The 24,287-nt window shown below is 70.7% G+C and carries 19 protein-coding genes and 1 tRNA gene; 8 read left to right on the top strand and 12 right to left on the bottom strand.

Translation table 11 applies throughout. The annotated features are described in order from the left end of the window. Window positions 1-245: 245 nt before the first annotated feature. From D9R02_RS06105 to aceE, 6 genes are all read right to left on the bottom strand, one after another. Window positions 246-1,508 carry a beta-ketoacyl-[acyl-carrier-protein] synthase family protein gene (locus D9R02_RS06105; protein ID WP_059281350.1) on the bottom strand — a complete coding sequence of 421 codons (1,263 nt, stop codon included), beginning with the start codon at window positions 1,506-1,508 and terminating at the stop codon, window positions 246-248. Window positions 1,509-1,629: 121 nt separating this feature from the next. After that, window positions 1,630-1,875 (bottom strand): acyl carrier protein, encoded by a 246-nt coding sequence (locus D9R02_RS06100; RefSeq protein WP_012398145.1) that lies wholly within the window; start codon window positions 1,873-1,875, stop codon window positions 1,630-1,632. A gap of 149 nt (window positions 1,876-2,024) precedes the next feature. Beyond that, entirely contained in the window at window positions 2,025-3,092 is a 1,068-nt protein-coding gene (locus D9R02_RS06095; protein WP_047978129.1) for a beta-ketoacyl-ACP synthase III, read from the bottom strand. Between the two features lie 60 nt (window positions 3,093-3,152). Next, window positions 3,153-4,064, bottom strand: coding sequence for an ACP S-malonyltransferase (locus tag D9R02_RS06090; protein ID WP_059281351.1), 912 nt, complete (start codon window positions 4,062-4,064; stop codon window positions 3,153-3,155). Between the two features lie 91 nt (window positions 4,065-4,155). Further along, window positions 4,156-5,391, bottom strand: a complete 1,236-nt coding sequence (locus tag D9R02_RS06085; RefSeq protein WP_059281361.1) for a PucR family transcriptional regulator — start codon at window positions 5,389-5,391, stop codon at window positions 4,156-4,158. 145 nt (window positions 5,392-5,536) lie between these two features. Next, window positions 5,537-8,275: a pyruvate dehydrogenase (acetyl-transferring), homodimeric type gene (gene aceE, locus D9R02_RS06080; protein WP_121566545.1), complete on the bottom strand. Its 2,739-nt coding sequence runs from the start codon at window positions 8,273-8,275 to the stop codon at window positions 5,537-5,539. 373 nt (window positions 8,276-8,648) lie between these two features. Here aceE and D9R02_RS06075 point away from each other — a divergent pair, with 373 nt between their 5' ends. Genes D9R02_RS06075 through D9R02_RS06065 form a run of 3 tightly spaced genes read left to right on the top strand, consistent with a single transcriptional unit; the run spans window position 8,649 to window position 10,476 of the window. Next, window positions 8,649-9,065 carry a DUF3052 domain-containing protein gene (locus tag D9R02_RS06075; protein WP_019308992.1) on the top strand — a complete coding sequence of 139 codons (417 nt, stop codon included), beginning with the start codon at window positions 8,649-8,651 and terminating at the stop codon, window positions 9,063-9,065. A gap of 42 nt (window positions 9,066-9,107) precedes the next feature. Beyond that, window positions 9,108-9,569 carry a redoxin domain-containing protein gene (locus D9R02_RS06070; protein WP_070638301.1) on the top strand — a complete coding sequence of 154 codons (462 nt, stop codon included), beginning with the start codon at window positions 9,108-9,110 and terminating at the stop codon, window positions 9,567-9,569. A gap of 1 nt (window position 9,570) precedes the next feature. After that, window positions 9,571-10,476, top strand: a complete 906-nt coding sequence (locus D9R02_RS06065; protein ID WP_019308994.1) for a Sir2 family NAD-dependent protein deacetylase — start codon at window positions 9,571-9,573, stop codon at window positions 10,474-10,476. A gap of 197 nt (window positions 10,477-10,673) precedes the next feature. On the opposite strand, the gene ppgK is transcribed toward D9R02_RS06065, so the two are convergent. Beyond that, entirely contained in the window at window positions 10,674-11,507 is an 834-nt protein-coding gene (ppgK, locus tag D9R02_RS06060; RefSeq protein WP_019308995.1) for a polyphosphate--glucose phosphotransferase, read from the bottom strand. Between the two features lie 97 nt (window positions 11,508-11,604). Then, window positions 11,605-12,501, bottom strand: a complete 897-nt coding sequence (map, locus tag D9R02_RS06055) for a type I methionyl aminopeptidase (RefSeq protein ID WP_019308996.1) — start codon at window positions 12,499-12,501, stop codon at window positions 11,605-11,607. A gap of 89 nt (window positions 12,502-12,590) precedes the next feature. Between map and D9R02_RS06050 the strand changes: the two genes are divergently transcribed. Further along, window positions 12,591-12,854, top strand: coding sequence for an SPOR domain-containing protein (locus tag D9R02_RS06050; protein WP_337459365.1), 264 nt, complete (start codon window positions 12,591-12,593; stop codon window positions 12,852-12,854). A 25-nt stretch (window positions 12,855-12,879) separates the two neighbouring features. Here D9R02_RS06050 and panB read toward each other — a convergent pair whose 3' ends face one another. Further along, window positions 12,880-13,734, bottom strand: coding sequence for a 3-methyl-2-oxobutanoate hydroxymethyltransferase (gene panB / locus D9R02_RS06045; protein ID WP_121566544.1), 855 nt, complete (start codon window positions 13,732-13,734; stop codon window positions 12,880-12,882). A gap of 373 nt (window positions 13,735-14,107) precedes the next feature. Between panB and D9R02_RS06040 the strand changes: the two genes are divergently transcribed. After that, window positions 14,108-15,451, top strand: a complete 1,344-nt coding sequence (locus tag D9R02_RS06040) for a glutamine synthetase family protein (protein ID WP_019308999.1) — start codon at window positions 14,108-14,110, stop codon at window positions 15,449-15,451. A gap of 9 nt (window positions 15,452-15,460) precedes the next feature. Further along, window positions 15,461-18,541, top strand: a complete 3,081-nt coding sequence (locus tag D9R02_RS06035; protein ID WP_259463917.1) for a bifunctional [glutamine synthetase] adenylyltransferase/[glutamine synthetase]-adenylyl-L-tyrosine phosphorylase — start codon at window positions 15,461-15,463, stop codon at window positions 18,539-18,541. Window positions 18,542-18,768: 227 nt separating this feature from the next. Here the strand turns inward: D9R02_RS06035 and D9R02_RS06030 are convergent, their stop codons facing one another. Continuing rightward, on the bottom strand, window positions 18,769-19,362 hold the full coding sequence (locus tag D9R02_RS06030) for a DUF2231 domain-containing protein (RefSeq protein ID WP_047978123.1): 594 nt from the start codon (window positions 19,360-19,362) through the stop codon (window positions 18,769-18,771). Between the two features lie 229 nt (window positions 19,363-19,591). Further along, window positions 19,592-19,667: transfer RNA gene (locus D9R02_RS06025), tRNA-Arg, on the bottom strand. Window positions 19,668-19,927: 260 nt separating this feature from the next. On the opposite strand from D9R02_RS06025, the gene D9R02_RS06020 reads away from it, so the two are divergent. Together D9R02_RS06020 and ettA are read left to right on the top strand one after the other, a co-directional pair. After that, window positions 19,928-20,623: a single-stranded DNA-binding protein gene (locus D9R02_RS06020; protein WP_121566543.1), complete on the top strand. Its 696-nt coding sequence runs from the start codon at window positions 19,928-19,930 to the stop codon at window positions 20,621-20,623. Between the two features lie 93 nt (window positions 20,624-20,716). Next, window positions 20,717-22,399 (top strand): energy-dependent translational throttle protein EttA, encoded by a 1,683-nt coding sequence (gene ettA / locus D9R02_RS06015; protein ID WP_019309003.1) that lies wholly within the window; start codon window positions 20,717-20,719, stop codon window positions 22,397-22,399. A 122-nt stretch (window positions 22,400-22,521) separates the two neighbouring features. On the opposite strand, the gene D9R02_RS06010 is transcribed toward ettA, so the two are convergent. After that, on the bottom strand, window positions 22,522-24,287 hold a 1,766-nt coding region (locus tag D9R02_RS06010; protein ID WP_121566542.1), incomplete at its 5' end, for a GNAT family N-acetyltransferase.

Genomic DNA, 24,287 nt, shown 5'->3' with positions numbered 1-24,287 from the left:
GTGGCGGGGGCCGTCTCTGGTGAGGTGGTGCAATCCATGACCTGGGGGTTCTGATCCCTCCGGAAGAACCGGTGTGGGGCGCCGCAGTTCCTTTGTTCTTCACCGCGAACCGGTGCGCCCAGCTCCCGCCCGACCGCGCGGCTCAGGCCTGACAACAACAGAGCCCCGGTGCTCCCCGCTGTGGGGACCACCGGGGCTCTGTCACGGGTGCGCTACCGGAACCCGAGAGGGAGCCCGGGGCGCCGTTACATCGACCGGAAAGCGGCGACGGAGTTGTGACCGCCGAACCCGAAGGAGTTGGAGATCGCGACCATGTCACCGGCTGGCAGCTCCCGCGCCGTGGTGACCACGTCCAGGTCGATGCGCGGATCCTGGTTCTCCAGGTTGATGGTGCAGGGCGCCACCCGCTCGGTCAGGGCGAGGACGGCCAGGACACCTTCCACGGCACCCGATCCGCCGAGCAGGTGGCCGGTCATCGACTTGGTGGCGGACACGGCCATCTGATCCACTGCGTCCCCGAACGCCACACGCAGGGCACTCGCCTCGGGCACGTCACCCACGGGGGTGGACGTAGCGTGGGCGTTGACGTGCTTGACATCCGCGGGGGTGAAGTCCCCGGATTCCATGGCCTCCCGCAGGGCACGGGCGGGGCCGCCAGCCTCACCGGTGGCCGGAGCAGTGATGTGGAACGCGTCCGAGCTGAGCCCGGCACCGGCCAGCTCGGCGTAGATCCGGGCGCCACGCGCCTTGGCGTGCTCCTCGGACTCGAGGATCACCGCACCGGCGCCCTCGCCCATGACGAATCCGTCACGGTCCATGTCGAAGGGGCGGGAGGCCCGCTCGGGCTCGTCGTTTCGGCGGGACAGCGCCTGCATGGAGTTGAAGGCGGCCATGTTCATGGGGTGGATGGCGCTCTCGGCGCCCCCCACGATCATCACGTCCGCCTTGCCGGAGCGGATCAGCTGCAGACCCTGGAAGAAGGCCTCGGTCCCGGAGGCACAGGCTGACACGGGTGTGATGGCGCAGGCACGGGCCTTGAACTCCATGCTCACGGAGGAGGCGTTGCCGTTGGGCATGAGCATGGGAACCGTCATGGGCTTGACACGGCGGTGCCCCTTGGTGCGCATGGTGTCCCACCCGTCCAGGAGGGTCCACACACCACCGATGCCCGTGCCGAAGGCAACGCCCAGACGCAACGGGTCGACGTCGTCGCTGGAGTCCGCGTCCTTGCCGGAGAACCCGGCGTCGGTCCAGGCCTCGCGGGCCGCGGCCACCGACAGCTGGCCGGAAGGGTCCAGACGCTTGGCCTGCACGCGGGACACGACGTCCTCCGCGGGCTTGGGGCACTGCGCGCCGATGCGGACGGGGAGGTCGTACTCTTCGACCCAGTCCTCTTCGAGGGCGTGAACGCCCGAGACGCCCTGGAGGGCGTTCTTCCAGGTCTCCTGGACGTTCCCACCGATGGGCGTGATGGCACCCAGGCCGGTGACGACTACTTTGCGGGACATGTTCTGCACTTCCTCGTGTCCAAAATCGCAGGTGTTCCAGGAGCTGCTGCTGTCCAGCCACCTGGCGTGACGGCGGTGGCGCACCTCCTGCACAGGGGGTGCGCCACCGCTCGCCCGGGCATCAGGCCTGGGCGTTGTCGATGAAGTTGACGGCGTCCTCGACGGTCTTGAGGTTCTTGACCTCTTCGTCGGGAATGGTGACGTCGAACTTCTCCTCGGCGTTGACCACGATGGTCATCATGGAGATCGAGTCGATGTCGAGGTCCTCGGTGAAGGACTTTTCGAGCTGCACGGCTTCGGTCTCGAGGCCGGTCTCTTCGTTCACGATCTCTGCCAGGCCGGCCAGGATTTCGTCTTTGCTCGCCATTTCGGCTTCCTTTCGTTGAGGTCGCGCAACGCAACCGTTCTTCGTGACCACGGGGTTTCGGTGGAACCCCCGCTCGGAGCGCCCGATCGCTCGGGCGGCCCGTGGACAAGAGGTGTGCGGTCTAACCCTACGACACCCCGGGGACTGGATCAGGGCAGGAGCACCACCTGTGCGCCGTACACCAGACCGGCCCCGAAGCCGATCTGCAGCGAGGGCTTGCCGGACAGTTCCGGGTGCTCCGCGAGCAGACGGTGAGTTGCCAGGGGGATGGAGGCCGCGGAGGTGTTGCCGGCCTCGGCGATGTCCCGGGCAACGATCACGGACTCGGGGAGCTTGAGCACCTTGGCCATCTGGTCGATGATCCGCATGTTGGCCTGGTGCGGCACGAACGCGGCGAGGTCCTCCGGGGCCAGACCGGAGGCGTCCAGGGCCTCCTGGGCCACGCGAGCACCCTCCCAGGAGGCCCAGCGAAACACGGTCGGCCCGTCCTGGCGCAGCGTGGGCCACATGGTGGCGTCCGGGTCCATCTCACCGGTCTCGGGATCCACGAGATCCTTGGCGAAGCTGCGCTGACCCCCGCGTTCGACGGCGCGGATGTCGGTGAGCGGGTGGGTCATGCGGATGGCGTCCCACTTGGAACCGTCCGAGCCCCACACCGACGGACCGATCCCGGGGACGTCCGAGGGGCCGATCACCACGGCCCCGGCGCCGTCGCCGAGCAGGAAGGAGATGGAGCGCTCCGAGTTGTCGATAACGTCGGAGAGCTTCTCCACGCCGATCACGAGCACGTTGGTGGAGTCACCGGAGCGCACGAGCGCATCCGCCTGCGCGATTCCGTAGCAGTACCCCGCGCACGCCGCGGAGACGTCGTACGCCGCGGCGGGCGTGGCCCCGAGCCGGTCCGCGAGCTTCGCGGCCAGGGACGGGGTGAGGTAGGGGAAGGACACCGTGGAGACGATGATCGTGCTCAGCTGGTCACCGGTGAGGCCGGAGTTCTCGAGCGCCTCGCGTGCCGCGTGCTCCGCCATGTCCAGGACCGACACGTCAGCCGGGGCACGGTGACGGGTGTGGATGCCGGTGCGCTTGACGATCCACTCGTCCGAGGAGTCGATCCACTGGCAGACGTCGTCGTTGGTCACGATCTCCGACGGCCGGTAGGCGCCGATGCCCAGGATGCGCGTGTGGGCGTGGGGAATGTTCTGTTTGATGGTCGCCACGGGAGGCCGACTCCTTCGATGGTGCGGATCTCAGCGAGTGCGGGTGGATCACCACCCTTTTCAGGCCAGCGTACTCCGCACCTGGTCCAGGTCCTGCGGGGTGTTGACCGCCGTTGCGGGGACACCCTTGAGGCCCCTCTTGGCCAGTCCCACGAGGGTTCCGGCGGGCGGCAGCTCCACGATCTGCGTGACGTCCATGTCCGAGAGGGTTGCCATGCAGGCGTCCCAGCGCACGGGGCGGCACACCTGCTCCACGAGGGAGTCCAGGAACGCCGCGCCACTGGTGGTGCGGGCGCCGTCGTGGTTGCTCAGCAGCGCGTGCTCAGGATCCTGGGGGGAGAGCTCGGGAACGAGGGTCCGCAGTGGCTGCAGTGCGGGGGCCATGTGCTCCGTGTGGAAGGCGCCGGCCACCTTGAGCCTGACCACCTTGGCGCGGGTGGGCGGGTTCTCGGCGAGAGCGTCGAGCTGCTCGATGGTTCCTGCTGCTACCACCTGACCGCCCCCGTTGGCGTTCGCGGCCGTGGCGCCCACGGCGGAGACGGCGGCGGCCACGTCCTCCGGGGTGCCGCCGAGGACGGCGGCCATGCCCGTGGGGGTTGCCGCGGCGGCGGCGGCCATCTCGGTGGCGCGGACCCGGACGAAGCGCATGGCCTCAGCCTCGGTCAGCACGCCAGCCAGGGCCGCAGCCGTGATCTCACCGACCGAGTGTCCGGCGAGCACCACGTCGGAGCGTCCCTCGAGCTGCGGGGCGATCAGCCGCCCGGCGAGCAGTCCTGCGGCGACGATCAGCGGCTGGGCCACCGCGGTGTCCTTGATGGTGTCCTCGTCGGCCTCGGTGCCGTAGTGCGCGAGGTCCAGCCCGGCGGCGTCGGAGAGCTGCGCGAGGTGCTCGGGAACGCCCGGCACGGCCAGCCACTCGGTGAGGAATCCTGGTTTCTGTGACCCCTGACCGGGGCAGACGAGTGCAATCACCCGTTCATTCCACCAAGTCAGGGGGCCCTCGCGGCACACCGGGCCGCACCAAGCCGGGCAGGGGGATTTGTGGCTTCCCTACAAGCCGATGTCAGTCGGTGCTCGACAGCCGCCCCGCGAGCAGGGCGCAGTGCAGCACGAAGGCGTCCCGGGGGAGCAGGGGGTCCCAGCCGGTGATGTCGCTGACGCGCCGGAGCCGGTACCGCACGGTGTTCGCGTGGACGAAGAGCTCGCGCGCCGTGGCCTCCAGGGAGTGTCCCACGCTGAGGTAGGTGGTGAGGGTGTCCACCAGGCCGGTGGAGGAGGCGGACAGCGGCTCCCAGACGGCGTCGACCATGGCGGTGAGCGCCAGCGGGTCCCCGCTGATGGCCCGCTCGGGCCACAGGTCCTCGGAATCCGTGGGGCGGGGTGCCTGGGGCCAGGCCGCCACCGCTCGAAGTCCCGCGTTGGCGCGGTCCGCCGACTCCTTGGCCTCGAACACGGTGGCCACGGGGGGACCGTGGACCACGGGACCCTCCCCGAACACGCTCGCGAGCCGGGACAGGGACCGGGCCCCGTCCTTGAGACCACCCAGGACGAGGACCAGCCGGTCGGTCTGGATGGCCACCAGGCACTCCGCCGCGTGGCGCTCGACGACGCGGCGGATCCGTTCCACGCCGGCGGGCCCGTTGGTGCTCGGCGCGCGTCCCACCACCACGGTCACGTCCCCCCGGTCCGTCCAACCCAGCGCCGAGACCCGGGAGCGCAGGTTGTCCGAGTGGTCGCCCCGCAGGATGCCGTCCACCACGAGGGACTCGAGGCGGGCGTCCCACGATCCGCGGTTCTCGGCAGCCTTGGCGTAGACGTCCGCGGCGGCGAACGCGACCTCGCGGGAGAACCGCAGCACGGCCTCGCGCAGTGCCACCTCGTCGTTGTGCTGCGCGAGCTCGGGAACCTTCTCCTCCACGACGTCCACGACGATCCGCAGCACCTGCAGGGCGTTCTGCAGGGTGATGGACCGGGTTAGCTCCGTGGGGGCCTGCTTGAAGATCTCCGTGAGCACCCACACCGGCTCCTTGGGGTTCTCGTACCAGCGCACGAAGGACGCGATGCCGCGCTGCGCCAGCAGGCCCAGCTCGGACCTCTCGTCCGGGCGCAGCTGCGAGAACCACGGCAGGGTGCTCGCGAGCCGCTGAACCGCCACCGTGGAGACCTGCCCGAGGTTGGCCTTGAGGTTCTCCAGGGTCCTGGGGTGCGGTGCGGCCTGCTGCCGACCGCGCAGGGGCCACGTCACCCGGCGGGAGGTGCGGGGCTTGCGGGGCGCGGACCCGGAGGCGTCGGTGGGCATGAGACGAGGGTAGTCGATGCCCTGCACGGTTCCCCGAGCCCGGGGCCCAGCGTCGGCCGCGCCCCGGGCTCGGGCCCGCACCGGAACGACGCCGCCCCCGCGCCGTGAGGGGCGCGGGGGCGGTGGGTCGGTGATGCGGGACGGCTCAGGCGTCGCCCCCGGCGTTGCCGGAGGTGCCGGCAGCGGGGTCCGTGAGCTTGTACCGGGTGAGCGCCTCGGCCGGGGCGGACCAGTCGATCTCGCCGCGCTTGGCGAGCATCTCCAGGGTCCGCACCACCATCGAGTGGGCGTCGATGGTGAAGAACCGGCGGGCACCGGCCCGGGTGTCGGCGAACCCGAAGCCGTCGGCGCCCAGGGAGGCCCAGTCGTTGGGGACGTACTGCCGCACGGAGTCCGGCAGCTGGGAGGCGTAGTCGCTCGTGGCGACCACGGGACCCGTGGCCCCGGCCAGCGCCTGGGTGATGTACGGCGTGCGGGCCCCGGACTCGGGGTCCAGGAACGCGTCCTGCTCGGCAGCCATGGCGTCACGACGGAGGTTGGTCCAGGAGGTCACGGACCACACGTCTGCGGAGACGCCCCACTCGTCGGCGAGGATCTGCTGGGCCTCGAGCGCCCACGGGACACCCACGCCGGAGGCGAGCAGCTGGGCGCGCGGGCCCTCGGTCTCCGCCGGCTTGAGCAGGTAGATGCCGTTGACGATGCCGTCAACGTCCACGTTCTCGGGCTCCGCGGGCTGGTGGATGGGCTCGTTGTACACCGTGAGGTAGTACATGACGTTGTGGTCCTCGTCGCCCGTGCCGTACATGTGCTCGAGGCCTCGCTTGACGATGTGCGCGATCTCGTAGCCGTAGGCGGGGTCGTAGTGGATCACGGCGGGGGTGGTCGCGGCCAGCAGGGGGGAGTGCCCGTCCGCGTGCTGCAGGCCCTCACCGGTCAGGGTCGTGCGTCCTGCGGTGGCGCCGATCACGAAACCGCGGGCCATCTGGTCCGCAGCCGCCCAGAACTCGTCACCCGTGCGCTGGAACCCGAACATCGAGTAGAAGATGTAGACCGGGATCATGGTCTCGCCGTGGGTCGCATAGGACGTGCCCGCCGCGGTGAAGGCCGCGGTGGCGCCGGCCTCGTTGATCCCGGGGTGCAGGATCACACCCTGGGCCGACTCCTTGTACGCGAGCATCAGCTCGCGGTCCACGGAGAGGTAGTTCTGCCCGTTGGGGTTGTAGATCTTGGCCGTGGGGAAGAACGAGTCCATGCCGAAGGTGCGGGCCTCGTCGGGGATGATCGGCACGATGCGGTGACCGAAGTCCTTCTCGCGCATCAGGTCCTTGAGGATGCGCACAAAGGCCATGGTGGTGGCCGCCATCTGCTTGCCCGAGCCCTTCTTGCCGGAGGCGTAGGCGCGCTCCGAGGGCAGCGTGATCTCCTTCTGGGGGTGCGGACGGTCCGGGACGAAGCCGCCCAGCTCCTTGCGGCGCTCCAGCATGTACTTGATCTCGGGGGAGTCCGGGCCCGGGTGGTAGTACGGGGCGTTGTAGAGATCGGACTCCAGCTGCTCGTCCGTGATGGGAATGCGCAGGTGGTCGCGGAAGGCCTTGAGATCCTCCAGCGTGAGCTTCTTCATCTGGTGGGTGGCGTTGCGCGCCTCGAAGTGCGGGCCCAGGCCGTAGCCCTTGATGCCCTGGGCCAGGATCACGGTGGGCTGGCCCTTGTGCTCCAGCGCCGCCTTGTACGCCGCGTAGACCTTGTTGTAGTCGTGGGCGCCGCGCTTGAGGTTCCAGATCTGCTCGTCGGTGTAGTCCGCCACGAGCTCCTTGGTGGCCGCGGACCGGGCGAAGAAGTGGTCGCGCACGAAGCCGCCGGACTCCGCCTTGAAGGTCTGGTAGTCGCCGTCCAGGGTCTCGTTCATGATGCGCACGAGCTCACCGGTGTGGTCAGCCTCGAGCAGGGCGTCCCACTCGCGGCCCCACACGACCTTGATGACGTTCCAGCCGGCACCCCGGAAGAACGCCTCCAGCTCCTGGATGATCTTGCCGTTGCCGCGCACGGGGCCGTCGAGACGCTGCAGGTTGCAGTTGACCACGAAGGTCAGGTTGTCCAGCTTGTCGTTGGCCGCGAGCTGCAGCACACCACGCGACTCGGGCTCGTCCATCTCACCGTCGCCGAGGAACGCCCAGACGTGCTGCTCGGAGGTGTCCTTGATCCCGCGGTTGTGCAGGTAGCGGTTGAACTGCGCCTGGTACACGGCGTTCATGGGCCCGATGCCCATGGACACGGTGGGGAACTGCCAGAAGTCGGGCAGGCTGCGCGGGTGGGGGTAGGAGGGCAGGCCGTTCGGGGCCTTGGTCTTCTCCTGACGGAACCCGTCCAGCTGCTCTTCCGTGAGGCGGCCCTCTAGGTACGCACGGGCGTAGTTGCCGGGGGAGGAGTGGCCCTGGAAGAACACCTGGTCGCCGCCACCGGGGTGCTCGGGACCGCGGAAGAAGTGGTTCAGGCCCACTTCGTAGAGGGTGGCCACGCCGGCGTAGGAGGAGATGTGACCGCCCACTCCGACGTTGGGGCGCTGCGCGCGGTGGACCATGACGGCCGCGTTCCAGCGCAGGAAGGCACGGTAGCGGCGCTCGATCTCCTCGTCACCGGGGAACTCGGGCTCCTGGTCCACGGGGATGGTGTTGACGTAGTCGGAGGTGGTGACCATGGGGACACCCACGGAGTGCGTGCCGGCGTGCTGCAGCAGGGCGCGCATGATGTACTGCGCCCGCGCCGTGCCCTGGGCCTGGATCAGCGCGTCGAAGGACTCGATCCACTCCTGCGTCTCCTGCGCGTCCGCGTCCTGGAGATTGTTCGTCAAGCCACTCAGAATGTGGTGATTGCTGTCGGAAGACACGAGAACCTCTCTATCGTCAGCTCCGTGTGCTCGGGGTGCCCGGTGGCGGAGCGGTGTGTCAGGCGTCGGGTGGACGGAGACGTGTCCGCCCCCGTGGTCCTTTCATGGTGTCACAGGCTACGGCCCGGGGGATTGCCCCGGCGGCGTTCTGCGCGTCACATCTCTGCATCGCCACTCTCCTGGCCGTCCCCGGAGGACAGCGCAACCCGTGGTGATTTGGTGGCGGGCCCGCGCCGTGGCTTGAACGTGGCGCTAAACCAGTGTTGTCTTTATTACGCACCGTCGACGCTCCCGTCACGGTGGGTACGGGCCCGGACCGCCGACCGGCGGTCAACCGGGGACCCGCACGACACAGCTGAGAAGGAGAGACACGGTGAGCGAGGCGAAAGCCCCCGAGGAGAGCATTGCGGAGCAGCTGAACCTGAAGGACGGCGACTACGTCCAGGAGTTCGGCTACGACGACGACGTCGATGCGGACCTGCGGGAGCGGATCGAGGCGGCCATCGGCTCTGAGCTGTTCGACGAGGACGCGCAGGAGGTCGTGGACGCCGTAGTGCTGTGGTGGCGCGACGGCGACGGTGATCTCGTGGACGAGCTCGTGGACGTGCAGACCACCCTCGACGACGGCGGCGTGGTCTGGCTCCTGACCCCCAAGGCCGGCCGCGAGGACCACGTCTCTCCCGCCGACATCCAGGAGGCCGCCTCGACCGCAGGCCTCCACGTCACCAGTGCGGCGCGTGTCTCCTCCGACTGGACCGTCTCGCGACTGGCCCCCAAGCGCAACTTCTGAGGTGCCCGGCCACCCGCCGGCCGCGCCGTGGGAAAGGACGACATGAGCGACATCGGATCCGCAGCACCGAACTTCTCGCTGACCAACAGGGACGGCGAGATCCGCACGCTCGCGCAGTTCCGGGGTGCGCCGGTGGTGCTGGTGTTCTTCCCGTTCGCGTTCTCGCCCATCTGCACGGACGAGCTGTGCCACCTGCAGGACCACACCGACACGTTCGAGGAGTTCGGTGCCACGGTGCTGTGCGTGTCCACGGACAGCCACCACTGTCTCGACGCCTTCGCCCGGCAGGAGTCCTACGACTTCGAGATGCTCTCGGACCACTGGCCCCACGGTGAGGTGGCGCGACGCTACGGCGTGTTCGACGAGCAGGAGGGGTGCGCCCGGCGGCACACGATCACGGTGGACTCCCAGGGCGTGGTCCGGGACGTCAGTGCAGCGGACATGACCGAGTCCCGCTCGTGGGAGCGGTTGCGCACCGTCCTCGAGAACCTCCCCCGGTCCTGAGATGCCGGCGCGGGTGCTGCGTGCCGGGTACGGCACGCCCGTGGACCGGGACCTGTTCCCGGACCCCCATGCCCTGGACGCCCGCGCGGGGCTGCGTCCCGTCCACGAGCTGCTCGTGGGGCGCAGGATCGCCGTCCTCACGGGGGCCGGGGTCAGCACGTCCTCCGGAATCCCCGACTACCGGGGACCCGATGCGAAACCCCGCAACCCCATGACCTACCAGGAGTTCATGGCGGACGTGGGCAACCGCCGCCACTACTGGGCGCGCAACCAGTTCGGCTGGCACTTCGTGGCGCGAGCCGAGCCGTCAGCGGCGCACACGGCTCTGGCCACCCTGGAGACGGCAGGCGCCGTGGACGGGATCATCACCCAGAACATCGACCGTCTGCACCAGAAGGCGGGATCACTCGCGGTCGTGGACCTGCACGGGACCTACGCGTGGGTCGTGTGCACCTCGTGCCGCTCGCGCTTCCCCCGGGAGGAGGTCTCGCGCTACCTCGACGAGCTCAACCCCGGCTTCTACGACGGCATGGACTCCGCGGCGGACGTGGAGTACGCCCCGGACGCCGATGCCACCGTGGAGCACACCGCGGGGTTCCGGGTCTGGGACTGCCCGGTCTGCCAGGGGGTGCTGAAGCCGGACGTCGTGTTCTTCGGGGAGAACGCCACGGCACTGAACGTGGCGCTGGCCCGACGGATGGTGACGCACGCGGACGCCCTGCTGGTGGCCGGCAGCTCCCTCACGGTGAACTCGGGCAGACGCTACGTCAGGCAGGCGGCCCGGGAGGGCAAGCCCGTGGTGATCGTCAACCACGGGGTGACCGGCGCGGACGAGCTGGCCACGCTCAAGGTGGATGCCCAGGTGGGGGAGTTCCTCACGGATCTCGCATCCCTGCTGGTGCCCTGAATCCGGTGCTTGCCCCCGCCCGGAGGAGCGCATAGACTCGAACCACGAGACCCCGGGGGTCTGCGGAGGGGAAGCCGCGGACGTCATCGGGGTCTCGCTCTGTCTGCAGTGCCCGTTCCGTGTCCGCACGGCGGCGGCACCGACCCTGAAGGCCCCGCATCCGTGAGGACGCGGGGCCTTCGGGGTTCACCGGGTGCTCAGTCGACGGGGTCGATGACCGGCTTGGCGGCCTGGGCGCCGCGGCACTGCTGGGCCCACAGGGCCGCACCCACGATGCCCGCGTTGTTGCGCAGGGCGGCGATCTCCACCGGCGTGCGCAGCTCGAGGTAGGGGAGGAACTTCTCCGAGTTCTTGGACACGCCGCCGCCGATGACGAACAGCGACGGGGAGAACAGGAACTCCACGTGGGAGAAGTAGCGCTGGAGCCGCTTGGTCGCCCACTTCTTCCAGGGCAGCTGCTCGCGCTCGCGCGCGGCCGCGGAGGCGCGGGTCTCGGCGTCGTGGCCGTCGATCTCCAGGTGGCCGAGCTCAGCGTTGGGCACGAGCTGACCGTTGAGGATCATGGCCGAGCCGATGCCGGTGCCCAGGGTGATCACCATGACCAGCCCCTCCTTGCCCTTGCCGGCGCCGTAGTGCGCCTCGGCGAGACCGGCGCCGTCGGCGTCGTTGAGCGCCTCGACCTCGCGACCCAGGGTCTCGGTCATCAGTGCGTCCACGTCCGTGTTGATCCAGGACTTGTCCACGTTCGCGGCGGACAGGGCCACGCCGTTCTTGATGATCGCGGGGAACACGATGCCCACGTTGCTGTCCGGTGCCGGGGCCTCCGGCCGGGACTGCAGCTCGTCCACGATCTGGCGCACCACGTCCGCCACCGCCTCCGGGGTGGCCGGGTGCGGCGTGGGGATGCGGAAGCGCTCGCCCACGAGCTGGCCGGTGGCGAGATCCACGATCCCGCCCTTGGTGCCGGTACCACCAATGTCGATTCCAATGCCGTACTGCGAGACGACACCCTGCGGAGTACCTGAGCTCATGAACGGTCCCTTCGGTTCACGGTCTGACGCTGTTCCGGGGCGGCGGAGTTCTCCCGCTCGCCCCGTGCCTTCGAGTTTACGGGCCGACGTGCGCGGATCACGGGAGGGTGAGGATCTCCACGCCGTCCTCGGTCACGACCATGGTGTGCTCGTACTGCGCGGTGCGCATGCGGTCGTGCGTGGTGATGGTCCAGTCGTCCTCCCACTGGTCCCACGCAATGGTTCCCAGGGTCAGCATGGGCTCGATCGTGAAGATCATCCCGGGGACCATCTCGGTGCTGTAGGACGGGGCGGCGTCGTAGTGCGGGACGATCAGCCCGGTGTGGAACTCGCGCCCCACGCCGTGGCCGGTGAAGTCCCGCACCACGCCGTAGCCGAAGCGCTGGGCGTACTTCTCGATGACCCGGCCGATCACGTTGATCTCGCGACCAGGGCGGACGGCCTTGATGGCGCGGTTGGTGGCTTCGAGCGTGCGCTCGACGAGCAGCCGCGAGTCCTCGTCCACGTCCCCCACCAAGAACATGGCGTTGGTGTCCCCGTGCATCCCGTTCTTGTAGGCGGTCACGTCCAGGTTGATGATGTCCCCGTCCTCGAGCACCGTGGAGTCCGGGATGCCGTGACAGATGACCTCGTTGAGAGACGTGCAGATGGACTTGGGGAAACCGCGGTACTCCAGGCAGGAGGGGTAGGCCCCGTGGTCGCACATGTACTCGTGGGCGATCCGGTCCAGCTCGTCCGTGGTGACCCCCGGCTTCGCCTCGGCACCCGCGGCCTGCAGGGCGCGCGCCGCGATCTGCCCGGCCTCGCGCACCAGCTCGACCTCCTCCGGGGTGTAGACGTTGGACGCGCTGCCCTCGTCCGGCTCGGTCCGCCCCACGTACTCGGGGCGCTCGATGCCGCGCGGCACGGGCCGCAGCGGGGAGAGCGAGCCGGGGCGCAGCGCGCCGGTCGGGGCGGTGGATCCGGGTGCTGGGGCGAGGTTGTGACTGGTCACGATGGGTCGATGCCTCCTGCGGCGGTGGACTGGTGTGATCCGGGGCGTCGGTGCCTCCCGGGGACCTGGTTCAGCAACTAGCCTAAGCCTTGGGTCCCGGGCTCGTTCCGCCCGGGTGTTCGCGACCCGCCTCCCGGCGGGCAGACGGCGCGCCGCGCCGGAGAGAGAGGCAGCAGATGGCCGAGTACTGGTTCAACCTCTACACCAAGCAGGTGGAGGAGGGCCCGCAGGACGACTACCGCAAGCTCATGGGCCCCTACGCCACGCGCGAGGAAGCGGCCAGGGCACTGGAGCACGCCGCGGAGAACACCAAGCGGTGGGACGACGAGGACGCCGCGTTCCAGGGCGACTGAGCCCGAGAGGGGGCGGGCGGCGTCGTCACCCGCGGTAGGTGTGCTCCTCCGCGGGGAACGCTCCCGAGCGCACGTCCGCCACGTAGGCGGACACGGCGTCGCCCGCGACCCGAGCAAGATCGGCGTACTGGCGCACGAACCGCGGCACGCGCCCGGTGCGCAGTCCCAGCATGTCCTGCCACACGAGCACCTGCCCGGTGGTCACGTTCCCCGCGCCGATGCCCACGGTGGGGATCTCCAGCGCGTCCTCCACCGCGGTGGCGGCGTCCGCCGACACCATCTCCAGCACCACGGCGAAGCAGCCGGCGTCCTGGACGGCGCCGGCGTCCCGGAGCAGCTGTTCAGCGGCCCCACCGCGGCCCTGGATGCGGAAGCCGCCCAGCGCGTGCTCCGACTGCGGGGTGAAGCCCACGTGCCCCATGACCGGGATCCCCGCGCGGACCACCGCGGCGATGTGCTCCGCCACGGCCTCACCGCCCTCGAGCTTGACGGCGTGCGCGCCGGTCTCCTTCATGATCCGCGCGGCGCTGCGCACGGCCTGGGCGGGGGACTCCTCGTAGGAGCCGAACGGCAGGTCCACCACCACGAGCGCCCGCTGCACGCCTCGCACCACCGCCGCCGCGAACACGACCATGTCCTCCAGCGTGACCGGGAGCGTGCTCTCGTGGCCCAGCACGGTGTTGCCCAGCGAGTCGCCCACGAGCAGCACGTCCACGCCGGAGCGGTCGAAGATCCCGGCGGTGAGGACGTCGTAGCTGGTGAGCATCGAGAACTTCTCGCCCGCGTCCTTGGCGCGCCGCAGGTGCACGGTGCGCACGCGCTTGACGTCGGCGAGGGCGGGTGTCGCGGGGGCCCCGGGAACGGGCTGGGAGTCGGTCATCGCTCCAGCCTACCGGCCGTCGGGACGGCGTCGCGGCCGGGATCCGCGGGGCGCACGACGCCGGTCGACCACCTCCCGCACCCCGCGGCACCGCCGCGCGGGGCGGGATTCCCCGGCCGCGTCCGTGGGCCTGGAAACCCCGGGTTCCCCGGCCGCGTGCCTCGGCCCGGAACACCCGGGTTCTTCGGCTGGTGGGTGCCAGGACGACCCCGCACCGGGCGGCTTCGACGAGGCGGGCACCGAGCTCGGGGCGCTCTGACCGGGATGTCGGCGCGGGCCGATACAGTGGGGGCTGGCTCCGTCGGGTGCGCGCACCCGGACACCGAGCTCGTGAACCGCTGTGCCGCAGCCCCGAGGAATCCGAGGTGGACCCATGGACCGTCAGCAGGAATTCGTTCTCCGCACCATCGAGGACCGGGACGTGCGCTTCGTGCGGCTCTGGTTCACGGACGTCGTGGGCACCCTGAAGTCCATCGCGCTGGCCCCGGCGGAGGTGGAGTCCGCGTTCGAGGAAGGTCTCGGCTTCGACGGCTCCTCGATCGAGGGACTGTCCCGGGTGTTCGAGTCGGACATGCTGCTGCAGCCGGACCCCTCCACGTTCCAGCTGCTGCCGTGGCGCGGCGAGGACGAGCCCACGTCCCGCATGTTCTGCGACCTCAAGACCCCGGACGGTGAGCCCTCCGCCGCGGATCCCCGGGGCGTGCTCAAGCGGGTGCTCGCCAAGGCCTCCGACATGGGGTTCACGTGCTACACCGCGCCGGAGATCGAGTTCTACCTGCTGCGCTCCCCGGAGCTGGACCCCCGCACGGGGGAGCCCGTGCCCGTGGACTACGAGGGCTACTTCGACCACGTCCCCGGCGGCGTGGTCCAGGACTTCCGGCGCCGCGCGGTGAGCATGCTGGAGGCCGTGGGGATCTCCGTGGAGTTCTCCCACCACGAGGCGGGGCCGGGTCAGAACGAGATCGACCTGCGCTACGCGGACGCCCTGCAGACCGCGGACAACATCATGACGTTCCGCACCGTGGTCCGGGAGGTGGCCCTGTCCCAGGGCAGCTACGCCACGTTCATGCCCAAGCCGTTCTCGCGCCACCCCGGTTCCGGGATGCACACGCACTTCTCCCTGTTCGAGGGGGACACCAACGCGTTCTACGAGGCCGGGGCGGAGTTCCGGCTCTCGGACACCGGCCGCCACTTCATCGCCGGGCTGCTGCGCCACGCGCCGGAGTTCACCTCCGTGACCAACCAGTTCGTGAACTCGTACAAGCGGCTGTGGGCCGGGGACGAGGCGCCCTCCTACATGTCCTGGGGCCACAACAACCGTTCCGCCCTGGTGCGCGTGCCCCTCTACAAGCCGGACAAGGTGCAGTCCTCGCGCATCGAGTACCGCGGCATCGACTCCGCCACGAACCCGTACCTCTCCTACGCCGCGCTCATCGGTGCGGGGCTCAAGGGGATCGAGAACGAGTACGAGCTGCCGCCCGTGGAGATGGACGACGTCTTCTCCATGAGCAGCGCCGAGCGCCGGGCCGTGGGGCACAAACCCCTGCCGTCCAGCCTGCACGACGCCATCGGGCTCACCGAGGAGTCCGAGTTCATGGCCGAGCTGCTGGGGGAGCAGGTCTTCGAGTACTTCCTGCGCAACAAGCGCCGCGACTGGGACCAGTACCGCCAGGAGGTCTCCCCGTACGAGCTGCGCACCAACCTGGGCATCCTGTAGGCGCCGACAGTGAGCACCGGGAGCGGGGGAACCGCGGGACAGGGCGCCACGGCCAAGGAGCGCGCGGAGACGATCTCCGCGAAGCAGCTGATCGGCGTGGGCTTCGCGGACGTGACCAACGCGCGGCGGTGGCTGGGCTTCCCCGAGCTCGACGCCGTGGACCTGCCGCGGCTGCTCGAGGGGCTGGCCCACGCGGCGTCGCCGGACGTGGCGCTGCAGCTGATCGTGCGGCTGATCGAGCAGCACCCGGAGGTGGCCCGGCGCGTGACCGGGGATCCCGCGGACTCCGAGACGATGTTCCGGCTGCTGGGGGCCTCCGAGGCGCTCGGTGAGTTCCTGCTGCGCGCTCCCGAGAACCTCGACCTGCTGTACATTCGCCCCGAGGACCAGCCGGGCGCCGAGCAGCCGGACGCACTGCGCCGCCAGCTGCTCGAGTCCGTGGGCGCGGATCCGGACGCGGAGACACCCGTGGCCACCGTGACGGGCCAGGAGGCGCAGAAGGCGCTGCGCGTGGCCTACCGCCGGGGTCTCGCGCGGGTGGCCATACGGGACGTGGGCGCCCTGGACCCGGTGGCGTACATGCCCGCCGTGGGCCGCCAGCTCGCGGACCTGGCGGGGGCAGCGCTCGAGGCGGGACTGGCCGTGGCCCGTGCCCAGGCCCACGAGCGCTGGGACCCCGCGCTGGTGGAGCAGGTGCGTCTGGCCGTGATCGGCATGGGCAAGTGCGGCGCGCGCGAGCTGAACTACATCTCGGACGTGGACGTCGTGCACGTCATGGAGACCCGCGCGGCGGAGTCCGGAGAGGTGCCCGACGAGAACACGGCCACCGAGATCGCCACGGAGCTCGCGCACCAGCTCGCCCAGGCCATGATGGCCACCGGTCCGGAACCCGCCCTGTGGGAGGTGGACGCGAACCTGCGCCCCGAGGGCAAGGACGGGCCGCTGGTGCGCACACTGGACTCCCACGTGCGCTACTACAAACGCTGGGCGAAGTCCTGGGAGTTCCAGGCCCTGCTCAAGGCCCGGTGCGTGGCCGGGGACCGTGAGCTGGGGGAGCGCTACGAGGACGCGATCGCCCCCTTCATCTGGTCCTCCGCGGAGCGCGAGGGCTTCGTGGAGTCCGTGCAGGCCATGCGGCGCCGCGTCACGGAGAACATCCCCGAGGCGGACCGGGACCGCCAGATCAAGCTCGGGCCCGGCGGGCTGCGGGACGTGGAGTTCACCGTGCAGCTGCTGCAGCTCGTGCACGGTCGCGGCGACGAGACGGTGCGGACGCGGGCCACCACGGACTCGCTCGCGGCCCTGTCCTCGGGCGGGTACATCGGGCGCAAGGACGCCGAGGAGTTCGGGCGCAACTACCGGTGGCTGCGGCTGCTGGAGCACCGGATCCAGCTCTTCCGGCTGCGCCGCACCCACCTGATGCCCCGCGACGAGCGGGAGCTGGCGGTGATCGCGCGCTCGATCGATGGCGCCACGGAGGGCAGCCACCCCACCGCGGCCAAGCTCGTGGAGCAGTGGTCGGGGCTCAAGCGCAGCGTGCGCTCGATGCACGAGCGGATCTTCTACCGCCCGATGCTCGCGGCGCTCGCGAACGCCCCGGCGGACACCACCCTCACCACGGACTCGGCGCGTGACCGCCTGGCTGCGCTGGGCTACCAGGACACCCGGGCCGCAATGCGGCACATCGAGGCGCTGTCCCGTGGCGTCAGCCGGCGGGCCGAGATCCTGCGGACCCTGCTGCCGGTCCTGCTCGACTGGCTCGCCGAGGGCGTGGACCCGGACGCCGGTCTGCTGAACCTGCGCCGGGTGTGCGAGTCCCTGGGCACCACCCCGTGGTTCCTGCGCCTGCTGCGGGACTCCAACGCCGCCGCGGAACGGCTGTGCAGCATCCTCTCCAGCTCCCGCTACGTCTCCGACCTGCTGGAGGTCTCCCCGGAGTCCACCGCCTGGCTGGGGGACGACTCCCTGCTGGCCACTCGCAGCCTGGAGGACCTGGGGGTGGAGATGCGCTCGCAGCTCACACGGCACCGGGACCCGGACGAGGCCATCCGGGCCGTCCGGCAGATCCGGCGGCGCGAGCAGCTGCGGATCGCGCTCGCGGACACGAGCGGCGTCGCCGACGTGGAGACCACGGTGGCGGGACTGTCCGACGTGGACCAGGCCACCGTGATGGCCGCGCTGCACCTGGCCCAGAAGGAGTACGAGGCCGAGCTGCCCGCAAAGCTGCTGGTGGTGGCCATGGGCCGCCAGGGCGGGCGGGAGATCGGCTTCGGCTCGGACGCGGACGTGGTGTACGCCTACGAGCCCGTCGAGGGGGCGGACGCGGGGGATGCACAGACTGCTGCGGAGGCCGTGCTGACCCGCATGGTCAAGCTGCTCAAGCAGCCGTGCACGCCGCCCATCCAGGCCGAACGGGTGCTGGAGATCGACAACGACCTGCGTCCGGAGGGCCGCTCGGGCGCGAAGGTGCGCTCGGTGGCGTCCTACGCGGAGTACTACGAGCGATGGGGCGAGACCTGGGAGTTCCAGGCCCTCACCCGCGCCCGGTTCATGGCCGGTTCCGAGGAGGTGGCCCGCGCGTTCTTCCGCGTGGTGGACCGCCACCGCTACCCGGCCGAGTTCACGGACCGCCAGCTCGTGGACATCCGCCGCATGAAGGCCCGGGTGGAGAGCGAGCGCATGCCGCGCGGCGCGGACCCGCTGCGGCAGGTCAAGCTCGGCCGCGGCGGGCTCTCGGACGTGGAGTGGCTCGTGCAGCTGCTGCAGCTGCGACACGGTCACGAGGTTCCCGAGCTGCGCACCACGTCCACGCTGCCCGCCCTGCACGCGGCGGTCGCGGCGGAGCTCGTGGGGCCCGAGGACGCCTCGATCCTGGAGCACGCGTGGAAGCTCGCCACGGACATCCGCAACGGCAACGTGCTGCGCTCGGGCCGCGCCTCGGACTCGGTGCCCTCCCGGCGGGCGGACCTCGAGGCCGTGGCCCGCTGGATCGGCTACGAACCCGGCTCTGCCACGCAGCTGGAGGAGGACTACCTGCGCATCACCCGGCAGTCCCGTTCGGTCTTCGAGCGGCTGTTCTACGGCCACTGAGGGACGACGCCGCTGCACGTCCCCAGCGGGGCGGACGCCACGGATGAGGCCTCGCACGGACCACGGCCATGACCGAGAACCCGCGGCACTACCGCGCCACGGGTACCTCGGGACCGCTCGACACCACCACGAGGGGTTCGACGGAGTCTTCTTCACCCGGCGCCTCGGGTGGTGGGCCCCGGGGCCGTTCCAGGAAGCGTCACGCCGGCCGGCGAGTCAATCCGGTCTCAGAGACGGCCGTTGGTGCCGTCCTGGTAGGCGACGTCCCGCGAACCCACCTGGCGCGACACCGAGAGGTGACCGCCCAGGTACCCGCCAAGACCCGCGGCGGACATGGCCCCCACGGCGAGCACGCGGCCCATGCCGTGACGCCCAGAGCGTCGAGCGAGCCACGAGCCGGCCTGCAGTCCGGTGGCGACGCCGTTGGCGCCGGCGTGGACCACGGTCACGCGCCGGTCGCGCTGTTGGAGCCCGGAGTACTCGGCCCACCCGGTGAGCGCGGAGGGCACCGCCGACAGCACGCCGACACCCGTGAGCAGCCGCGCCGCGCGGCGCTCGTCCGGCCCGCCCAGAACGTCCAGGGCAAGCGCGCTCAGCCACGTGCCCATGGGGACCTCGATGAGCAGCGGGTGCAGCGCATGCCCCAGGCGCTTGCCCCGCAGCAGCTCGCGGACGCTCTCGTTGACCGTGGCCACCGAGGAGAGGACGTCCGCGGCGCGGACCACCGGGTCCAGGGCCCGCGCGTTCTCGAGGGCGCGCATGGCCGGGGTGAGAAAGCTCTCCGGGGTGGAGGAGGTGTGGACGTGCTGGGAGGTGGTCATGGCGGAGCCTCTCGTCGCTGACGGTGTGAGGCCATCGTGGCACTGACCGGACCGTGGTGCTCCACCCCTGCGGATGCTGCGCGTGGCCACCACTGCCCTGAGGTGGGGTGATCCCCGAGTCTCGACACGTGAACGGACACCGGGGGCGGGCCAAGAACAGGGCCGCGTCAACGTAAACCGGCCCCGTGTCAACGAGGCCGATCCAACGCCCCTCTGACCAGGCGTTTCGTGGTGCCCCAGGAGGGAGTCGAACCCCCGACCAAGAGATTAGAAGGCTCCTGCTCTATCCACTGAGCTACTGGGGCGGGCCGCGAAGCGACGACTCAGTTTAGCAACGCGAGGACGTCATCCGTGCAGACACCGCGCCGTCGGCACTGCACAACCGTGCGCTGGACGTTCTCCCCGCCGGAGCGCTCCCCAGTTCCGGTTCCCGCCGCGGCACCGGCGCGGTGGCGATCCACAGTGGGGGCAGCCCCGCACCGGGGCCGGGCGAGTTCACCGGAGCACGGCAGTCAGCGCCGGGGGATCCGCACCGACACCTCACATCTGAGACGAGGAGCACCTCATGAGCGAACTCATCACCCTGCGCGGATTCGTGGGCAAGGACCCGGAGTCCCGCCTGTTCGAGGACGGCACCATGGTCGCCCGGTTCCGCCTGGCCACCACCACCCGCCGGTTCGACGCCGCCACGAATTCGTGGCACGACACGAGCACCAACTGGTACACCGTGCGCTGCTTCCGTTCCCTGGCCATGCACGTCATGGCGAGCGTCCGCTGCGGGCACCCCGTGGTGGTCACGGGCAAGCTGGGCATCAACGAGTGGCAGTCGGAGACCGGGCCGCGCACCGTGGTCCAGGTGGACGCCGCGGCCGTGGGCCACGACCTCAGCTTCGGCACCGCGAACTTCTCCCGATCCGGTGGCCGGGGTCCACGCGCGGAGAACTTCGGGACGGGGCAGTCCCGGGAGGATGCCGGGGAGGGCCCCGAGGAGGGGACGAGCGGCGTCGTGCGCGGTGAGGCGCAGCCGGGCGGGGACGCCCGGTACCGGGACGCCCAGTCCCTGGGCCTCGGTGAGGACGGGTTCGTGGACCTCGCCTCGGGTGCGCTGATCGCGGTGGACAAGGACGACCACACGTTCGACGGCCTGGGTCAGCAGGACGATCACGACGCCGCTGCGAACGGCTCCGGCGGTTCCGGCGAGGATTCCGCGCGGGAGACCTCGAAGAGCGAGGAGGGGGCGTCCGCGGCGGCAGCCTCGTGAGGGCCGGGGCGTGTCGTGGTACCGACCACACCGCCGTGCCCCCTGTGGGAATCGTGGCTCGCGGGGGCACGGCGGCGCGGTAGCCTGGAGGGCATGGCGGAATTTATCTACACCATGAACAAGGCCCGCAAGAAGGTGGGCGACAAGGTCATCCTGGACGACGTCACCATGTCGTTCTTCCCGGGCGCCAAGATCGGCGTCGTGGGCCCGAACGGCGCGGGCAAGTCGACCATCCTGAAGATCATGGCGGGGCTGGACCAGCCCTCCAACGGTGAGGCCCGGCTGAGCCCTGGCTACTCGGTGGGCATCCTGCTGCAAGAGCCTCCGTTGAACGAGGAGAAGACGGTCCTCGGCAACGTGGAGGAGGGCGTGGGCGAGATCAAGGCCAAGCTCGACCGCTTCAACGAGATCTCCGCGGAGATGGCCGAGCCGGACGCCGACTTCGACGCCCTCATGGAGGAGATGGGCAAGCTGCAGGAGGAGATCGACGCCGCGAACGCGTGGGATCTCGACTCGCAGCTCGAGCAGGCGATGGACGCCCTGCGCTGCCCCCCGCCGGACGCGGACGTCAAGGTGCTCTCCGGTGGTGAGCGCCGCCGCGTGGCACTGTGCAAGCTGCTGCTGGAGAAGCCGGACCTGCTGCTGCTGGACGAGCCCACCAACCACCTGGACGCCGAGTCCGTGCTGTGGCTCGAGCAGCACCTCGCGAGCTACCCCGGTGCCGTGCTGGCCGTGACCCACGACCGGTACTTCCTGGACCACGTGGCGGAGTGGATCTGCGAGGTGGACCGCGGTCGCCTCTACCCGTACGAGGGCAACTACTCCACCTACCTGGACACCAAGGCCAAGCGCATGGAGGTCCAGGGCAAGAAGGACGCCAAGCAGGCCAAGCGCCTCAAGGACGAGCTCGAGTGGGTGCGCTCCAACGCCAAGGGCCGTCAGACCAAGTCCAAGTCCCGTCTGGCCCGCTACGAGGAGATGGCGGCCGAGGCCGAGAAGACCAGGAAGCTGGACTTCGAGGAGATCCAGATCCCTCCGGGACCGCGTCTGGGCAACCAGGTCATCGAGGCCAGCGACCTCAAGAAGGGCTTCGGCGACCGCTCCCTCATTGACGGCCTCTCGTTCTCGCTGCCGCGCAACGGCATCGTGGGCGTGATCGGCCCCAACGGCGTGGGCAAGTCCACGCTGTTCAAGACCATCGTGGGCCTCGAGGAGCTGGACGGCGGCGAGCTCAAGGTGGGCGACTCCGTGCAGATCTCCTACGTGGACCAGGGCCGCGCCAACCTGGATCCGGAGAAGACCCTCTGGGAGGTCGTCTCGGACGGGCTGGACTACATCAACGTGGGCAAGGTGGAGATGCCGTCCCGCGCGTACGTCTCCGCCTTCGGCTTCAAGGGCCCGGACCAGCAGAAGAAGGCCGGTGTGCTCTCCGGCGGTGAGCGCAACCGCCTGAACCTGGCCCTGACCCTCAAGCAGGGCGGCAACCTGCTGCTGCTGGACGAGCCCACCAACGACCTCGACGTGGAGACCCTCGGTTCGCTCGAGAACGCCCTGCTCGAGTTCCCCGGCTGCGCCGTGGTGGTCTCCCACGACCGGTGGTTCCTGGACCGCGTGGCCACCCACATCCTCGCGTGGGAGGGCACCGAGGAGAACCCGGACAACTGGTACTGGTTCGAGGGCAACTTCGAGGCGTACGAGGAGAACAAGGTGGAGCGCCTGGGCGCCGAGGCCGCTCGCCCCAAGCGCCTCACGCACCGCCGCCTCACGCGCGACTGAGCCGTCCGGTCGGCCCGCCCGCACCACGAGGCCCCCGGTCACCGCCCGCACGCATGCGGCGGTGACCGGGGGCCTTGCCGCGCGCCCCGACGCCGCTCCCACGGGTCCGCGCGCCCGTCACGTCACCCGGAGGCCGATCCGCCGTCCAGCCTCAGGAACGCGAGCCGCCCGGTCTTGCCCGGCAGGTCGATGGCGGGGCCGAGCTCGAAGCCGGTGGCCTCCAGCCGGGTGAGGGCGCGGTCGTTGGAGACGTCCGGCTCGGCCACGATGCGCCGCGCGGTGCCGTGGCGGGCGATCTGCTCGAGCACGCGCCGTCCGAACGCCCCGGTGAGCCCGGGAGTGCGGTGCTCCGTGGGAGCCAGCAGCACGTGGACCCCGAGGTCCCCGGGCTCCACCCGGTAGGCGGCACCCACGGGATCGGCGTGCGGCTCGTAGCTCTGGAAGATCCCGGCGGGGGCGCCGTCGAGCTCCAGGAGCCACGCGTGGTGGGTGGGGGAGTCGGCCAGGTACGCGTAGACCTCCTCGACCTGCTCACGGCTGAGCCCGGTCATGCCCCAGAAGCGCGCGCGGGGTGTGCTGACCCACTCGTGGATCACGGCGGCGTCGTGCGCGGGATCCACGGGGCGCAGCCGTGCGTGAGGTCCAGAAGCGTGGCCCGCCGTGTCCTGTGAATCCCCGGGAAGGGTGCCCAGGTCGATCACGCCGCCCGTAGTGCCCACGGCGCCCGCGGGCACGAACGGCAGCGCCTGGTCCGTCTCGCCGCGCGCCCAGCGGTGCACGGGCGCCTCGTCCAGCCGGCCGCGGTCCACGGGATCGGGGGTGATCCACCACGACGCCGCCGGGTCGGCGAGGTCCCACAGCACCCGGGCCGCGGGCACGCGCAGGCACGCGGGGCCCGTGCCGGGCAGGGTGCCGGCCGCGAGCAGGCAGTCGGTGTCCCCGCCCACGGGCACGGGCTGGGCGGGTGTCATGGCGGGGTCGGCGCGCCACGGGGTGAAGGCGTGCAGGGTTCCCCACGGCGGCAGCACGGATCCGGCGGGCCCGAGGTGCTCCTCGGCCACCCGTTCCACGGCGGCCAGCGCGCACCCGGTGACGTCCACACCCAGGGCCGGCGCTCGGCGCACGATGTTCTCCACGGCGAGCCCCACGCGCCCGGTGCCGTGCAGGAACGGATCCCACAGGGCGGGCATGCCCGTGGGCGCCGAGAGCGCGGACAGGTCGGTGCTCGCCACGAGCTCCTGCACGAACGCGTCGCGCCACACCCCGAACCACGAGGCCGTCGTGGAGCCGGCGGACATGTCCCCGTCCCACGCGAGCAGCCGGGCGCGCACCCAGGAGGCCGTGTGGGACAGCCGTCGCCCGGGCGCACCGGGGCGGGCCGCACCGGGCGAGTCAGCGGCCGGCGAGACGACGGCGGGCGAGTCCTCGGCGGACGTCCCCTCCGTGGACCGCACCGGCTCGACGAAGAGACTCCGCAGCAGCCGCGGCCAGTGCGGTGCGGCGGTGTCCAGCTGCGCGGACAGCAGGTCCTCGTGGCGCACGACCCCGTGCGCGGCCACGGCGGCGTCCAGCAGGACGGTGGCCCGGTCCGCGCGGTGCGGGGAGGCGCACGCGAGTCGGGCCGCCGAGCCCTCGGCGTCCGACGGGCGCTGGTTCGCCCGCACCGTGATCCCGTGCAGCGCCCGGGGCGGTTCCGCGGCCCCGAGGAACGCCCCGGCCACTGTGTGACGGCACGCCCCGTGTGCGTCCGCCGCGAGGACGTCGTTGCACGGCACCGCCCACCCGGACTGCGCGGCCACCACGTCGTCCGCGGTGCGTGCGCCGAGCAGCTCACGGCACGCAGCGAGCGCCCGGGAGGGCTCCGGCACGGGGGTGGGGGAAACCACGG

The sequence above is a fragment of the Kocuria rhizophila genome, from assembly GCF_003667225.1.
GTDB classification, from domain to species: domain Bacteria; phylum Actinomycetota; class Actinomycetes; order Actinomycetales; family Micrococcaceae; genus Kocuria; species Kocuria rhizophila.
Note: the sequence above shows the minus strand (reverse complement) of the source record. Positions and strands in the feature narration are given on the sequence as shown.